Source organism: Spirosoma fluviale, assembly GCF_900230225.1.
GTDB lineage: Bacteria > Bacteroidota > Bacteroidia > Cytophagales > Spirosomataceae > Spirosoma > Spirosoma fluviale.
In genome coordinates this window covers 30434-44931 of sequence record NZ_OCNH01000006.1, presented here as the reverse complement: position 1 = coordinate 44931, position 14498 = coordinate 30434, and the positions used below count along the sequence as shown (strand labels likewise).

The following is a 14498-nucleotide window of genomic DNA, read 5'->3' as shown; positions in this document are numbered from 1 at the left end:
TTTATACTGTCCACGTTGTTATGCAGGATGAATACGAACTAGTTGAAGGGTGCCGTCGGCAAGACCGAATTGTGCAGCGACAGCTCTATGAGCGGTTTGCCGGGAAGCTCTTTGTCGTTTGTAAGCGGTACATTCATGACCCGGACGAAGCCGAAGATGTGTTGCAGGATGCATTTGTAAAGATATATCGGCACATCGATTCATTCCGGTTTGAGTGCCCGCTGGAAGCCTGGTTGAAGCGAATCGTCATTAACACAGCTCTGAAAGCCATACGCAAACAAAAACCCTGGGAACACACGGCCGACGTTCAGGAGTTGGCACCGATATTACCCCAGGCCGACGAAAGTTTACCGTCATTGAATTATAAATACCTGCTGCAATTGATTCAGGAACTCCCCCCCGGTTGCCGGGCGGTCTTTAACCTGTACGCCATTGAAGGCTATAACCACCCTGAAATTGCGGAGATGCTCGACATTGCCGAAGGAACGTCTAAATCTCAATATGCCCGTGCCAGGGGATTACTACAACAAAAACTTCAATCGGATGGACACCCCGCACCGGGTCGGTCCCAATGAACAAGGATACAGAAATGGATGAGTTAGATAAGAATCTGCCGGACGATTTCTGGCGAAAGACCTTTGACGAAGCCACCGAAACGCCCCCACCGCGCGTTTGGGCGGCTATAGAGCGCAAGCTGGACGAGGCTGATAGTCCCAAAGTGGTACCCTTGTGGGGCTCGGGGCTAGCGTCATCACGTCCGCTTATCTGGGGTTCGGGATTGGCCGCTGCGGTGGCATTGCTGCTCGTTGGCTGGTGGGTCGTTCGAACAGCATCGACCTCTTCTGCACCCGTGGCCCATCATACTCGGCCAGTTGCTCCATCAGAGAACGGCGTTACTTCACAGAGCCAAAGCGGATTAACAACATCCGCTGACCCGAAAAATAGTCTGGCAGATGTGTCAACGACGCAAACGACGCGTGCGAATGAGGCTTTGAAAAACTCCATAACTTCGTTCAGCGACAAATCCCAATTAAGCTTGGCACGCTCCCTGCCCGATGCCGGTGGGCGTAAAGCCCGCGTTAAGGATACAAACCGAGCTATTGATACAAATGAACCAGCGTTTGGGTCAGGTTTAGCGGCTCTTCAAGAGCATATAGCAGCCGTTGAAATGTCGCAGCGCACACAACCTGTAGCTTCCAGAGTGGCGGCTGCTTCTTATTCAGCCGATCATCATGCAGGATCAGGTATTCAGGCATTTGGTTCGAACACAGTAGCTGCTTTCGATAAGCTGTCGGGCAGGCCCCTGCGGCTGCGTACCGTTGGCGCCATTCAGCGCATTGTCTGGGCTCGTCCGGCAGAGGCCAGTATGGAACCGGAGATGGTGAAGTCGAAGCAGAAATCCCGCGAATTGTGGGCCTCAGTGAGTATGATGCCAGGTTCGTTTAACCCGGCCGTATCGATCAAGGAGGCCCAGCCCGCCTTTTCCAACACACTGATTGCCTCTTCGGCAGGATCGAATCAATCGGCGGTTAACAGCCGGGCTAGTTTTTCGGTGGCGTACCAGGCCGGGGCGGGTGTTCAATTGACTGACCGCTGGTCGGTTGAATCAGGGGTTGGTTACCTGTCGGGGCGGTCAACGGTAGAAACGCCGGCTCAACAGTATCTGGCTTCGGTACAGATGGATGCCCTGAGCAATCGAAACACAGGGTTAAATAACCTATACGCGGATGCCCTTCGGAGCAGTGTCCGCAGCAATGATCTGGCGAGCGCTCCTCAGGCCAATTACTCAGGCATGGCAGCCAACAACTACAAATCCGCTTACGATAGCCGAAATATTCAAGCGGTAACGAATGACTATCAATTCGTACAGGTTCCGGTTCAGGTAGGTTATCAATTCCGACCCCGCAAAAAGCTGAGTATGGCGGTACTGGGCGGTTTGCTTACAAATATTTTTGTTAAAAACACCGTTGGTGAAACCTTGGTTATAACCAGCAAAGATGGTGTCTATCGTCCTGTGTCGCTGGCGGCTACGATGGGGGCACGGGTACGCTACCGGCCCTCGCGGCAATGGTCGGCCTCCATCGCTGGTGTTTATCAACCCTCGCTGGAAACAAGTACAACCACCGATTCGCAAATACAAAACCGCCCGACGTCGTCTGGTATGAGTTTCGGTGTCGATTATCATTTTTAACTGCTCTCAACCATGAAACTTCTGGGGATCTGCCTTTTGTTTCTCAGCCTTTTAGGCCGTTGCTCGCCAGACAAATCAGCCCTGGCAGAGCCTTTATCGACAGATGGGCTTATTATTCGCACCGGCACATCGTTCGGGATGTGTGTTGGGTATTGTAAGCATGACTATGTCATCAGTGGTACAACTCTCATGCTGACCCAAACGAGTCAGTTAAGAACACCAAACCAAAACCCGGTAAAAACTTGCCAGACAACGATCTCTCCGGCCGTTTGGGACACGCTCAAAGCAGCGGCAAACCCAACCTTATTTTTCCAGCAACCGGAACAACTGGGTTGTCCTGACTGCGCCGATGGTGGTGCCGAGTACATCGAACTGGAAGCTGATGGTCAGAATCATCGGGTTATTTTCGAACACGGCAAGACCATTCCGGGATTTGAGACACTGGTTACCGGCCTGCGTGCTCAACGTGAAGCCCTTAAAGAGTGTAAGTAAGGCTTGGTTTCAGCGTCTCCCGAACGAGTATAAGCAGTGAGTTCTTAATTCAACTACTACAATGAAAACAACCCTCTTTTCAACCGTTTCCGCAGCCGTGACGGGTATTCTGCTCACGGCGGTTAGTTGCAACACATCCACGGTAGCGCCAACGCCCGGAACAGGCGGTGAACTGCGGCTTTCGGCTCCATTTACCGCGCAAACGACCCAGTTTGCCTTCGATCTGGCCAAACAGGTAAACACACAGGACGGCCCGGCAAAAAACATGTTCATCTCACCCCTCAGCCTGCATATGGCCCTGGGGATGATCATGAATGGTGCCAACGGCCAAACGGCTCAGGAGATACAGAAAACGCTCAAGCTGGATGCACAAACGCTGGCCGAAGCTAATTCGACCTACCAGAACCTGATGGCCAATCTGCCCGGAGTCGATCCAAAGGTTACCATGAGGCTGGCAAATTCAGTTTGGTACCGGAATACGTTTTCGGTCGAAACGGCTTTTCAGGATTTGCTGAAACAGACCTTCAGCGCGGAAATTTCGGCGCAGGATTTTACTAATCCCGCCACCGTTGGTACAATCAACAATTGGGCGAGTCAGAAGACCAATGGCAAAATTCCGAAGGTGATTGATCAGATACAACCCGACAATGTGATGTTTCTGATGAACGCACTGTATTTCAAAGGAGACTGGACTACGCGCTTTGATGCTGCCAAAACCACCGATTGGCCCTTCACGCTGGCTTCCGACGCCCAGACAACCGTTCGGATGATGCGGCTGAATACAGAACTGAACCACGCGTTTCGGTCCACCTATACTGCATTCGAACTTCCTTACGGCGCGGGCAATTATGTGATGACGGTGTTGCTGCCCACGGGAAGCACAACAGCCGACGCGCTGATCAACAGCCTAAACAGCAACGAATGGACACAGCTTCAAAAAGAGATGGTCAAAAGTACGCTCGACATTGGCCTACCCAAATTCACGGTGAACTACGAAGCTAAGCTCAACAATGTGCTCAGTACACTCGGTATGCCAACCGCCTTTACAGATCAGGCCGATTTCACCAAAATAAACACCAGGGGTGGCTTATTACTGAGTTTTGTCAAGCAGAACACGTTTGTGGCCGTCGATGAAGCAGGAACCGAAGCAGCTGCCGTAACAACGGGCGGTATTTCAACAACCTCGGTACAGATGCCAACCCTCTGCGACCGGCCTTTCGCGTTCGTTATTCACGAAAAAACTTCAGGCACCGTTCTATTTGTCGGGAAAATTGCGGACCCCACCAAAACAAGCGTATGAGAAGACGCACTCGTCATCAACGACAATAATTATTACTCTTTTTGTGTAAGATTAGTATTACCCGGCCGTAATCAGGACAGCCGGGTAATTTTTTGTTGCCTTCCAACGGTTTGCCCGCGCAAAGAATCCTGATAACAAACCCTACTAATTTTGCATATGAAACCGAACCGTCTACTTCTTTTTGTACTGCCCTTACTCTCCCTGACGGGCTGTACGGACACCTGTAAAGAAACCCGCACTTTCCGCCGGTATTCGCCCGTTACGTTCACGGCGGCACAACTCCGGCAGGGCGTTCAGACAGAGCCGGCACAGGCGCTGGTCAATCCCGGCAAGATTTATACGAAAGACCAATTTCTGTTCATCAATGAGCTGAAGGAAGGAATTCATATCATTGATAACCGGAACCCTTCTGACCCTAAGCCGGTAGCCTTTCTGCGAATACCCGGTAATGGCGATATAGCCATCCGGAATAATATCCTGTATGCCGATAGTTACATGGATCTTGTGACCTTCGACATCAGCAATCCGGCGGCTATTCAGGTTGTGAAACGAATCCCGAATGTGTTCCCGAATGGTTCATTTGAAGGGGGCTGGTGGAGTTTCGATCCAACCAGCCAGATGCTTTACGACCAGAAGGTGAGTTACGTCACCGAAACCACCGAAACCAATTGTGAAGACAACGTTACACCAACCAATTTCTGGGGTGGTGTATTTTTCAGTGCGCAAAGCTCTACTACGTTTAATGACAAATCGGGGGGTGCAACAACGAATGGCGTAGCAGGTTCAATGGCGCGGTTTGCCCTGTACGACAATTACCTGTATACGGTTAATCAGTCGGCTATGCAGTTATTTGACATCAAAAATCCGGCCGACCCTCAACTGGGCAACAAGGTGCAGTTAGGCTGGGGTATTGAGACGATCTTCCCCTATAAAGATAAACTGTTCATCGGCTCGCAGTCGGGCATGCACATTTACGACAATGCCAATCCGGAAAAGCCATCCCTCCTATCGGTTTTTCAACATGCCCGCGTTTGCGACCCAGTGGTTGTTCACGAAAATCTGGCCTACGTTACCCTCCGCTCGGGTAATCAGTGCGGTGGCTTTACCAACCAGCTCGACGTTGTCGATGTAACAAACCTGACGAGCCCAAAACTGCTCAAGAGCTACCCGATGCGCAACCCGCATGGTCTGGGCATCTCCTTCCCGAATCTGTTTATCTGCGAAGGTGCCTACGGACTGAAATCATTCGATGTGCGCGACGCGCTGAACATTGACCGGAACCTGTTGCAGCACCTCGAAGGGATCAATGCATTCGACGTTATTCCACTGGAGAAATCGCTGCTCATGATTGGCAAAGATGGTTTCTATCAGTTCGACATCAGCAACCCTCGCCAGTTGCGCCAGATCAGCCGTATCCCAATTAGTCGTCCATCGTATTATTGACAAAAACTATGAAACGACTTCTCCCGTACATACTGGTGTTGCTCATTGGAACCAGTTACGCACAAAGCCCTTTTACGCGGACTACGTACGTCAATTACACAGAATTTGGCGGCTTGTTCGGACGGGTGGCTTATGGTCCATCGACTGCACAAACGGTTGACAGCCGACTCAGTTTTACTGCGCAGACTTTTAACGGGGCGCAGGTAAGCCGCCAGTTAGCCATAGGTGGTCTGGTGGGCATGGACTGGTACAAGACCGCGTTATTGATGCCCGTTGGTGCCGGACTTCGGTTCGACTTACTAAGCCATCCACAGCAAAATGTACGCCTGCTAGCCATTGCCGATGCAGGATATGGGTTTGCGTGGTTCAATAAAAATTCGACCGGTTACGAACTTAACGGTGGATGGATGGTTAATCCGGGCTTAGCTTTGCGTGTTGGTAAACCGACCTCAACGGCCTTTGTAATGTCATTATCGTACAAACGGCAGATTGTGGATGTGCAAAAACCGCTGAGTGGCGTTGATATTCAGCGTGATGAACACCGTATTTATAACCGTATGTGCTTCCGGGCAGGAATCGCATTTTGAAACAATTTGTGTGCAATTGATGTTCACACTAAGATTGACACACCATTTGTAAATTACTCACAATCAATCCATTATGAAGAAAGTTATTCTATCAGTTGTTGGCGGTTCGCTGTTTATAGCTGGTTATTACCATGTTCATCATCAGGCGGCTTACTTAGACACACAAAATACCCAGACCGGCTTTGTAGCACCGGCCACGACACCGGTAAGTCCTGTGTCCTTGTTTTCACTTAAAACAATCCCCGCATTTGCCTTACGGTCTAATTAGTAAGGCCATCGATCAATTCGTTTTTAGAAACCTTGCGATCAATAAAAAATCCCCCTCCGAATCTCGGAGGGGGATTTTTTATTGATTTATAATAAGCTGACAATTAAGCCATAGCGAACTTATTCTGGTTCCGTTTCCGCTCGTTTTCGTCGAGGTAGATCTTACGGATACGCATCGACTTCGGCGTCACCTCCAGGTATTCATCCTTCTGGATGTATTCCATATTCTCTTCAAGTGAGAACGAGATTTTCGGAGCAATCTTCACGTTGTTGTCTGAACCCGAAGCACGCATGTTGGTCAGCTGCTTGGCGGTTATTACATTGACAACAATGTCGTTCTGACGGTTATGTTCGCCAATTACCTGACCCGTGTAAATTTCGTCTCCCGGCTCTATGAAAAAAGATCCCCGATCCTGAAGTTTGTCAATCGAGTAAGCCGTTGCCTGACCGCTGGTCATCGAAATCAGCGAACCGTTGATCCGCTCAGGGATGGGTCCTTTGTATTCCTGATACTCTTTGAACCGGTGGCTCATAACAGCCTCACCAAAAGTGGCAGTCAGAACGTTGGAACGCAGACCAATCAGACCACGTGATGGAATATCGAATTCCAGGTGTTGCAGATCGCCTTTTGGTTCCATGATCAGCAACTCACCTTTACGCTGGGTTGCCAGTTCGATTACCTTACCGGCCGTTTCTTCCGGAACATCGACCACGAGGGTTTCGATTGGCTCCAGTTTGTGGCCTTTCTCGTCTTCTTTGTACAGCACCTGTGGCTGACCAACTTGCAATTCGTAACCTTCACGACGCATGGTTTCGATCAGAACCGAAAGGTGAAGGATGCCCCGGCCATAAACCAGGAAGCGGTCTTCGCTGTCTGTCGTTTCAACACGCAGCGCCAGGTTTTTTTCGATTTCCTTATACAGCCGGTCACGCAGGTGACGCGACGTAACAAATTTACCTTCCTTACCAAAGAACGGCGAGTTGTTGATGGTGAACAACATGTTCATCGTCGGCTCGTCCACCGAAATCCGAGGCAGTGCTTCGGGGGTTTCCAGATCGGTCAGCGTATCACCAATCTCAAACTCTTCCAAACCAGTCACCGCACAGATGTCGCCACAGGCAACTTCAGCTACCTTGACTTTACCAAGCCCTTCGAATGACTGAAGTTCTTTGACTTTCACACGCTTCACGGTACCATCTGACTTGATAAGGCCCATGGTAGCACCTTCTTTCAAAGTACCACGATGCACCCGACCGATGGCGATCCGACCTACGAAGGCCGAATAGTCAAGCGAGGTAATTTGCATTTGTGGCAAGCCTTCATTCATAGCCGCAGGCTTGATTTGCTCAACAATTACATCGAGCAGATACGTGATGCTGTCGGTTGGGGTTTTCCAATCCGGTCCCATCCAGCCCTGTTTCGACGAACCGTATACGGTTGGGAAATCCAACTGGTCTTCGGTAGCGCCCAGGTTGAACATCAGGTCGAACACCTGTTCGTGTACTTCGTCGGGCCGACAGTTTTCTTTGTCGACTTTGTTAACAATTACGATTGGCTTCAGACCCAGTTGAAGGGCTTTGCCCAGCACGAAGCGCGTTTGTGGCATGGCGCCTTCGAAGGCGTCGACCAGCAGACAAACGCCATCGGCCATTTTCAGAACGCGTTCAACTTCACCGCCGAAGTCACTGTGGCCCGGTGTGTCGATGATGTTGATTTTAACGTCTTTGTAGCGTACCGATACGTTCTTCGAGGTTATGGTGATACCCCGTTCACGTTCAAGGTCATTGTTGTCCAGAATCAGGTCGCCAAACTCCTGATTGTCCCGAAAGAGCTTCGATGCGTGAATAATTTTGTCAACCAGAGTCGTTTTGCCGTGGTCAACGTGGGCGATGATTGCTATATTGCGAATTGATTGCATACAAATGTTGTCTGAATCCGGGTTTCCCTGATTCGGTTGACTTTCATGATTTGGTTATATTCTCTGAACCCGTTTATAAGCCGTCATGAAAACCATGAAAAATCAAATAAATTCTACCGGGTAACCGGACGGTTCAGCTATTTCAAGCCGCAAAGGTACGAAATTTTACGCTGAAACACAGATTTTTACAACTAATTTAACGAAAAAAGGCCCATGTAAGGGCCTGGTTATGCTATAAGTACAATTTCTTAACAATTGCTTAATGATTCGGGCAGCCACAGCCACTTTTCTTACGGAAAAGTCCCGTATTGAACAGGCCTCCGCGCTTCGGTTTGTAGCCCTTCCGTTTGCGGCCAATAGCCGTTGACTCAGCCGTATTTTTAGCGGCCATCGTTTCCAGTGAAGGGGTCGTTACTACCAGTGATGCAGCAATAAGCAGAAGAATCTTTGTCTTTTTCATGACCCGGCGATTTCATATGTAACGTCAAAAAGCCTATTTTCGTCGCGCTGCATTAGATTTTTTTATTAGATGACCCATACACCTGACTTCCTGATCGTTTACGGAACCCTCCGCCCGCCATTTGATAACACGTTTTCGCAGTACCTCCGGCAACGTGGGCGTTATGTAGGTGAAGGCTCCTTTACCGGCCAGTCATTCGATATGGGTAGTTATCCCGGTGCTGTTTATCAGCCAGATAGCCCATGTCTTGTACATGGATCGGTATTTGAGATCAGCAACCAGAAATCCGCTATTCTTACGTATCTCGATTACTACGAAGGGGTTGGCGAAGGATTCGAACAGCCCACCGAATACATCCGGGCCATCATTCCCGTTCAGTTCAACGACCAAACCGCCGACTGCTGGATTTACCTTTACAACCTCTCGACAGACGATAAACCTCTGATCGGATCCGGCGATTATTCCATTCACATCGGAAAACCCTTTTCCTGGCCAGCGTAGTTACTCGTAACTAGTTATTGGTTATACGTTATTTGTGCATCGTTATCTATGCCTGATAATTTAGGAAACCAATAACGTATAACCAATAACCTATTAACTACCTAGGTCCGCGAGAGCGGTTGCCGCCACTGTAGGCACCTCCACTGCGACCGCCGTTGTACCCTCCGCGTGGGCCACCACCGTAGTTACGAGGTGATGGTGCGTAATACCGCGGGCGAACCACCACTGGCGGGCGGACGACTACCGGCGGACGGTAATAACCATAAGGCCGGTTATAGCCATATCCGTAATAAGGACGGGCACCGTAATAGCCAGGTCCATAACCGGGTCCATAGCCAGGACCTGTACTTACGTAGGATGGGCCGCAACTGGTTAATAGAACAGCTACTAAACCAGCTACGAATAAAGGCAAGATTTTTATCGTTTTCATGATTTCCGCTTTGGTTGTTAACGTATTGGACCAATCTATTAATTACATCAAGCTACTAACTACCAGTGAGACTATAGTTACTCCGGATAGAGTTGCCAGGCTCGTACACCTGTTCAAAACTAACACTGGCTGTGCCTAACAGCAGACCAACTACAACCCCACTCAACGTAATCGTTTTCATCGCTGACAGGTTTTCACCCGACTTGTCAGTTAGACAGTGTAAGCCCGCCAGCGTTTAATCAAAACGTGAATAATATGCTTAAAGTTTAATTAAAAAGCCTGACCACTGGGCAGTAGTCAGGCTTTCGATTCAGTAGGCTATTTTAAGCGTTTACGCTTTTAATTTATCTTTCAGGTAGGTCAGCGCCAGCTTGTACGCATCAGCTGCGGCTTCCTTATTGAAAACCGGGTTGCTTGGATTGGCAAAGCCGTGACCGGCGTCGTACATTTTCACAGTTACCTTCTCGCCTGCCTTCGCCATATTCTCTTCAAACGTTTTAACCGACTCGGGCGTGATGCCTTTGTCCTGACTACCAAAAATACCCAGCACGTCGGTGTCGAGGGTTTTCAGTTTTTCAACATCCTGCTCCGGACGACCGTAGTACATGACGCATCCTTTTGCTTTTTTACCTTCGAGCATGGCCGACTGCAACGAGAGCATACCGCCGAAGCACCAGCCAACGCTGGCAAATTCAGCTTTGGGACCCGCGTACTCAATGGCTCCTTTCATGATGCTGGCCAGCCGGTCTTTGTTGGCACCCTGCATCAGTTTACCCGCTTCTGATGGCTCGGTCGCTACTTTGCCATCGTACATGTCAACAGCCAGCACGTTTACGTCCTTCAGGTCGTTGTAGAACGTTTCGGACTGCTGCTTGATGTTCTCGTTCAAGCCCCACCATTCCTGATACACGAGCAGCCATTTGTTAGAGTTCTTTTTCGATTTCAGCAGGAACCCGTTAGCCGACTGGCCATCGGGAGTCGAGAACTTGATCATTTCGCCCGCGCCAACGTAGGTGAAGGGTAGGGGCGCTTCGTGCAACCGCTGGAAAGCCGGGTCGGCAGCCATGGCCGACATGTCGTTGCCTTCGCCGTCGGTAGCGGGTGCATGGCAAAGCGGAATCGCCGTCTCTTTAGGTTGCGCTGGTTTGATGTTTAACAGTGAGAGCAGCGACATGAAGAACGAGAGTCCCGTAATGAATACGATTTTCATAGGGTATGTGATGGTTAATTGATTAGGGTAACTGAATGAGCAGGGAATAAGTTAGTCAATTACTGAGTAAGCTACGGCAATTTACGACAAGCTTTCGTCTAATTGATGTCGATACACCGGATTGATGCGTCGATCAGGCTTTTACCAGTTCAAAAATGGTAATTTCGGGAAGTATGCCTACGCGGCCGGGGTAGCCGATGTAGCCGTAGCCTCGGTTCACATACAGGCGCTGGTCGCCTTCCTGATATAACCCTGCCCACTGCTTATAAAAATACTGCGCCGGGCTCCAGCGAACATCACCCAAATCGACACCAAACTGAGCGCCATGCGTATGTCCGCTAAACTGAACGTCGATATCCGGGTACTTCGGCCGGACTTCGGCATCCCAGTGGGTCGGATCGTGGGAGAGGAGCAGCTTGACAGGATAATCCTGCGTGCCTTCGTAGGCTTTTGCCAGATTACCCGCCCGCAGAGCCGCCGGACCAAAGCCGAGATTCTGCACACCAATCAGGGCAATCTTGTCGCCGTTCTGCTCCAGAATCTTGTTTTCGTCCATCATGATGTTCCAGCCCATTTGTTTGTGAGCCGCCACCACATTCATTACGTTCTGCCGTTCGGCCTGTACGCTTGGCCATTGCACGTACTTCCCGTAATCGTGATTGCCGAGGGTCGAATAAACACCCAGCGGGGCTTTCACTTTGTTGAAAATATCGATGTAGCTATTCACCTCTTCCGCATGGCTGTTAACCAGATCGCCGGTAAAAAAGACCATGTCGGGTTTCTGGCCGAGGAGCATGTCAACGCCCCCTTTCACCGCCGTTTTATTAAAAAAGCTCCCCGAGTGAATATCCGAAATCTGGGCAATGGTCATGCCGTTGAAACCGGAAGGCAGGTTTTTCAGCGGGAGTTTAATCCGCCGGATTCGGTAATCATGCGCGCCCGAGACGATTCCCCACGTAAAACCAACCAGCGGCACAGCACTGACCACCAGCGCCGTTTTCATCAGAAAATCGGAGCGGGTAATGGTGTCCGTTGCGGGCATGGTCTGACGAGTCGAATCTTCAACCGCTTCCCGAACTTCGGGTTTGTAGAAGAGCGAAACAATCCACCGGAAAAACCGGCCGATGTCGTCGATCAGAATAATCAGTACGGCAAATATTTTCGAAAAGTAAGGAATGGCAATGGCGGCCCACAGAAAGGTACGGGTGTTGCGACTAATGGAGTCCGGAGGGAGCAGTTGCATGATGACGTACAGCAGCAGCGATAGCGCCGTAAATCCCCAGAAGGCAATGGTAATAATCCGCTGCGTACTTTCGGTAGCCGACCGACTGAGGGTTTTGATCGCCTGAAAAACATACCAGTCGATCAGCAGCAGGATGGCAGGAAGAATGAAAAATAAAGCCGTACGATTCATGAATTGTTAGTTAGTGCCCTTGCTGAACTCAAGGATGTATTCGGACAGGTACTCACTTTTTTCGGGTTTGATGTTCTTCACGAACAGCCGCGCCCGCTGCCCCAAACGCAGGCAAGTATGTTTATTGGCAATATCGTCCGGCGTGTTCATGGGTTGCAGGGATGGATACCACAGGAAAAATCCCGGTTTATCGAGCAGCAATTTCGGTTTCGACCACGCCTGCGATTGGAGGGCTTCGCCCAAATCACGGTTTGTGTTAAACGAAATATGAATGCTGCTCCCTGCCCACGACTGCCCTACGACTTTGCCCATGAGCATAACCCAACAATTAAGGTAGGTGTTCCAACTGACGGATGGCCCCCAGTGAAAGCCGCCCGTTGGCGAGGAAGCGGCCCCACCGCCTTCGCTTTCTGGAATCTGTAGCGACGCAATGGGTGCCCCTACGCCGTTGTAGGGCGCATTGAATCCTTTGCCGTCCCATCGCCGGGCTTTGCCAACGGGGTTGTCCAGATCGCTCAGTTTGATTCGGGCAACGCTGATGCATTGGCCGCTCGATTCTTTTTTCCGGTCGTACCTGGCTTCGTCGTATTGGCCGGGATAGCCATACTCTCCATAAAACAGATACAGGTAGTCGCCACTGGCTACGGCAGAGGGATCGCCGACGCCCCCGGCAAAGGTCTTGGAGGTATTATGCGGCTTAAGAATCATGCGGGGTTGCAGGTCCTCGATAAAGAGCCCTTTGTTTTCCCAGGCTTTCCCGCCGTTGGTCGATTTCATGATACCAATCCGGCAAACAGCCGCGGGCGAGGTCGGGCCGGTCAGACCCTGCGGCCATTTTTTATCAATGTACCCTTCGCCGGTTTTCGGGTCGTAAGGGAGGGTAGCGGGGTAATTCTCGTTGTGGTAAACAGCGTAAAGTGTTTTGCCACTCTTGTCGGTAGTGTCTTGATAAACGGTTTCAAACCAAACGGCCCCGTGCAAGCCTGCCTGGCCAATCGGTACGTTCGGCGGCATTTGGGGTTCCGTAAAATCCTTTCCCTGCCGGGCGAAGGCTTCTTCGGCATTTTTGCCGTCGGCATATTTCAGGTCGCGGGCGTTGCCCCAGAGCGGGTCTTCGCCGTACTTTCCCGGAAAAATCCGGAAGGTATCACTCACCCAGGCTTCGGCCATGTTACAGTCCACAAAGGAGTTGAACAGTACCCGTTTGGCGGGAATGAGTTTGTACGCTGGCGTACCTTCGGCTTTTTGGTCATCCTCTTTTTTGCCAGAACAGCCAATGAATAATAGACCCGCTAAGGCCCCTGCAAGCAGTGTCGTTACGAGGTGTTTTTGTGTCTTCATGATAGTCGCTAAAGATAAGGGGTTCAGTGTAATTACTCAATTATGAAAAGACTTCCGGTTAAGCTGTACCTCTTACATTTGGGTATCAATTGCTACCCCTCAGGTTTACAGTGTAAGCCCTTTAACTCTATATGCATTCATACACAGCAACCAAAATCACGGAGTCAATCACTATCGACGGCGATTTAACGAAACCCATCTGGCAACAGACCGTCTGGAGCCACCGATTTGTGGATATGGCTTCCGGCGCACCGGGCATGTACGACACCAAAGCGGCTATCGTTTGGAACGATACGCACTTGTACGTTGCCTTCCAGGCCGAAGAACCGTTCCTGGAAGCGCACTTGACCGAACGGGATTCGATCATTTTTCTGGAAAGCGACCTGGAACTCTTTATTGATGGGGGCGACTGTTACTATGAACTGGAACTAAATGCCTGTAATACAGTGTATGAAGTATTTTTCATCTGGAAAGATGCCTACCAGCGGGGTAGCCGGTTCGATGTTCCGCAATTTGATGTATTCGATCCGCAGGCACTCACCTTTGGCGGTGACCTCGACCGCAGCGGCCCTTCGTTCTGGTACGGTACGCACCCGCGCGGCCTGCGCTGGGCCTTCCTGAACTATGACATGCCGGGTCTGGAAACAGCCGTTCAGATTGACGGCACCCTGAATGACAACAGCGATATTGATAAGGGCTGGACACTGGAAATAGCCATTCCGTGGGCCAGTCTGACGCTGTTAGCTAACGGTCGTAACCTACCTCCCCAACCTGGTGATGAGTGGCGAATGTTTCTGGGTCGCTTTCAAAAATTGATGGCGTCCGGCCAGGAAGTGCAGCCTCACCCCGCCATGGTCATGACGCCCCATGGCGTTTACGACACCCACCAACCGGAACGATGGAGCCGGGTGGTGTTTAACGAATGATGCCGTGGTGTCGGGCC

Annotated in this window: 15 protein-coding genes; 9 read left to right on the top strand and 6 right to left on the bottom strand. The window is 50.5% G+C overall.

Annotated features, from left to right (window positions below):
* The first annotated feature begins 20 nt into the window (after positions 1 to 20).
* From CRO74_RS25170 to CRO74_RS31380, 7 genes are all read left to right on the top strand, one after another.
* Positions 21 to 575: an RNA polymerase sigma factor gene (locus CRO74_RS25170; protein WP_097130054.1), complete on the top strand. Its 555-nt coding sequence runs from the start codon at positions 21 to 23 to the stop codon at positions 573 to 575.
* Positions 572 to 2191 carry a hypothetical protein gene (locus CRO74_RS25165; protein WP_245877980.1) on the top strand — a complete coding sequence of 540 codons (1620 nt, stop codon included), beginning with the start codon at positions 572 to 574 and terminating at the stop codon, positions 2189 to 2191. Before CRO74_RS25170 ends, CRO74_RS25165 begins: the two co-directional genes overlap by 4 nt.
* A 12-nt stretch (positions 2192 to 2203) precedes the next feature.
* Positions 2204 to 2683: a hypothetical protein gene (locus CRO74_RS25160; RefSeq protein ID WP_097130052.1), complete on the top strand. Its 480-nt coding sequence runs from the start codon at positions 2204 to 2206 to the stop codon at positions 2681 to 2683.
* Positions 2684 to 2744: 61 nt separating this feature from the next.
* Positions 2745 to 3983 carry a serpin family protein gene (locus tag CRO74_RS25155; RefSeq protein ID WP_097130051.1) on the top strand — a complete coding sequence of 413 codons (1239 nt, stop codon included), beginning with the start codon at positions 2745 to 2747 and terminating at the stop codon, positions 3981 to 3983.
* Positions 3984 to 4139: 156 nt separating this feature from the next.
* The gene (locus tag CRO74_RS25150) at positions 4140 to 5426 is read left to right on the top strand and encodes an LVIVD repeat-containing protein (protein ID WP_097130049.1); all 1287 of its coding nucleotides are present in this window, start codon (positions 4140 to 4142) and stop codon (positions 5424 to 5426) included.
* Between the two features lie 8 nt (positions 5427 to 5434).
* The gene (locus tag CRO74_RS25145; RefSeq protein WP_097130047.1) at positions 5435 to 6013 is read left to right on the top strand and encodes a hypothetical protein; all 579 of its coding nucleotides are present in this window, start codon (positions 5435 to 5437) and stop codon (positions 6011 to 6013) included.
* Between the two features lie 73 nt (positions 6014 to 6086).
* Entirely contained in the window at positions 6087 to 6281 is a 195-nt protein-coding gene (locus CRO74_RS31380) for a hypothetical protein (protein ID WP_144035976.1), read from the top strand.
* Positions 6282 to 6384: 103 nt separating this feature from the next.
* Here the strand turns inward: CRO74_RS31380 and typA are convergent, their stop codons facing one another.
* Together typA and CRO74_RS25135 are read right to left on the bottom strand one after the other, a co-directional pair.
* Entirely contained in the window at positions 6385 to 8199 is a 1815-nt protein-coding gene (gene typA, locus CRO74_RS25140) for a translational GTPase TypA (protein ID WP_097130045.1), read from the bottom strand.
* Between the two features lie 259 nt (positions 8200 to 8458).
* The gene (locus CRO74_RS25135; protein WP_097130043.1) at positions 8459 to 8659 is read right to left on the bottom strand and encodes a hypothetical protein; all 201 of its coding nucleotides are present in this window, start codon (positions 8657 to 8659) and stop codon (positions 8459 to 8461) included.
* Between the two features lie 69 nt (positions 8660 to 8728).
* Here CRO74_RS25135 and CRO74_RS25130 point away from each other — a divergent pair, with 69 nt between their 5' ends.
* Positions 8729 to 9160 carry a gamma-glutamylcyclotransferase family protein gene (locus tag CRO74_RS25130; protein ID WP_097130041.1) on the top strand — a complete coding sequence of 144 codons (432 nt, stop codon included), beginning with the start codon at positions 8729 to 8731 and terminating at the stop codon, positions 9158 to 9160.
* 97 nt (positions 9161 to 9257) lie between these two features.
* Here the strand turns inward: CRO74_RS25130 and CRO74_RS25125 are convergent, their stop codons facing one another.
* The 4 genes from CRO74_RS25125 to CRO74_RS25110 all read right to left on the bottom strand — a co-directional run bounded on the left by CRO74_RS25125 (position 9258) and on the right by CRO74_RS25110 (position 13555).
* On the bottom strand, positions 9258 to 9590 hold the full coding sequence (locus CRO74_RS25125) for a hypothetical protein (RefSeq protein WP_097130039.1): 333 nt from the start codon (positions 9588 to 9590) through the stop codon (positions 9258 to 9260).
* A gap of 331 nt (positions 9591 to 9921) precedes the next feature.
* The gene (locus tag CRO74_RS25120; RefSeq protein WP_097130037.1) at positions 9922 to 10800 is read right to left on the bottom strand and encodes a dienelactone hydrolase family protein; all 879 of its coding nucleotides are present in this window, start codon (positions 10798 to 10800) and stop codon (positions 9922 to 9924) included.
* Positions 10801 to 10933: 133 nt separating this feature from the next.
* Positions 10934 to 12214 carry a metallophosphoesterase gene (locus CRO74_RS25115; protein ID WP_097130036.1) on the bottom strand — a complete coding sequence of 427 codons (1281 nt, stop codon included), beginning with the start codon at positions 12212 to 12214 and terminating at the stop codon, positions 10934 to 10936.
* Between the two features lie 6 nt (positions 12215 to 12220).
* Positions 12221 to 13555: a hypothetical protein gene (locus tag CRO74_RS25110; protein ID WP_097130034.1), complete on the bottom strand. Its 1335-nt coding sequence runs from the start codon at positions 13553 to 13555 to the stop codon at positions 12221 to 12223.
* Positions 13556 to 13686: 131 nt separating this feature from the next.
* Here CRO74_RS25110 and CRO74_RS25105 point away from each other — a divergent pair, with 131 nt between their 5' ends.
* On the top strand, positions 13687 to 14481 hold the full coding sequence (locus CRO74_RS25105) for a carbohydrate-binding family 9-like protein (RefSeq protein ID WP_097130033.1): 795 nt from the start codon (positions 13687 to 13689) through the stop codon (positions 14479 to 14481).
* Positions 14482 to 14498: the final 17 nt, after the last annotated feature.

Bases quoted from the DNA above. Each gene is read 5' to 3' on its own strand.
- CRO74_RS31380 (WP_144035976.1), top strand. From the start codon at position 6,087: ATGAAGAAAGTTATTCTATCAGTTGTTGGCGGTTCGCTGTTTATAGCT.
- CRO74_RS25160 (WP_097130052.1), top strand. From the start codon at position 2,204: ATGAAACTTCTGGGGATCTGCCTTTTGTTTCTCAGCCTTTTAGGCCGT.
- typA (WP_097130045.1), bottom strand. From the start codon at position 8,199: ATGCAATCAATTCGCAATATAGCAATCATCGCCCACGTTGACCACGGC.
- CRO74_RS25115 (WP_097130036.1), bottom strand. From the start codon at position 12,214: ATGAATCGTACGGCTTTATTTTTCATTCTTCCTGCCATCCTGCTGCTG.
- CRO74_RS25135 (WP_097130043.1), bottom strand. From the start codon at position 8,659: ATGAAAAAGACAAAGATTCTTCTGCTTATTGCTGCATCACTGGTAGTA.
- CRO74_RS25150 (WP_097130049.1), top strand. From the start codon at position 4,140: ATGAAACCGAACCGTCTACTTCTTTTTGTACTGCCCTTACTCTCCCTG.
- CRO74_RS25105 (WP_097130033.1), top strand. From the start codon at position 13,687: ATGCATTCATACACAGCAACCAAAATCACGGAGTCAATCACTATCGAC.
- CRO74_RS25120 (WP_097130037.1), bottom strand. From the start codon at position 10,800: ATGAAAATCGTATTCATTACGGGACTCTCGTTCTTCATGTCGCTGCTC.
- CRO74_RS25165 (WP_245877980.1), top strand. From the start codon at position 572: ATGAACAAGGATACAGAAATGGATGAGTTAGATAAGAATCTGCCGGAC.
- CRO74_RS25125 (WP_097130039.1), bottom strand. From the start codon at position 9,590: ATGAAAACGATAAAAATCTTGCCTTTATTCGTAGCTGGTTTAGTAGCT.
- CRO74_RS25145 (WP_097130047.1), top strand. From the start codon at position 5,435: ATGAAACGACTTCTCCCGTACATACTGGTGTTGCTCATTGGAACCAGT.
- CRO74_RS25110 (WP_097130034.1), bottom strand. From the start codon at position 13,555: ATGAAGACACAAAAACACCTCGTAACGACACTGCTTGCAGGGGCCTTA.
- CRO74_RS25130 (WP_097130041.1), top strand. From the start codon at position 8,729: ATGACCCATACACCTGACTTCCTGATCGTTTACGGAACCCTCCGCCCG.
- CRO74_RS25170 (WP_097130054.1), top strand. From the start codon at position 21: ATGCAGGATGAATACGAACTAGTTGAAGGGTGCCGTCGGCAAGACCGA.
- CRO74_RS25155 (WP_097130051.1), top strand. From the start codon at position 2,745: ATGAAAACAACCCTCTTTTCAACCGTTTCCGCAGCCGTGACGGGTATT.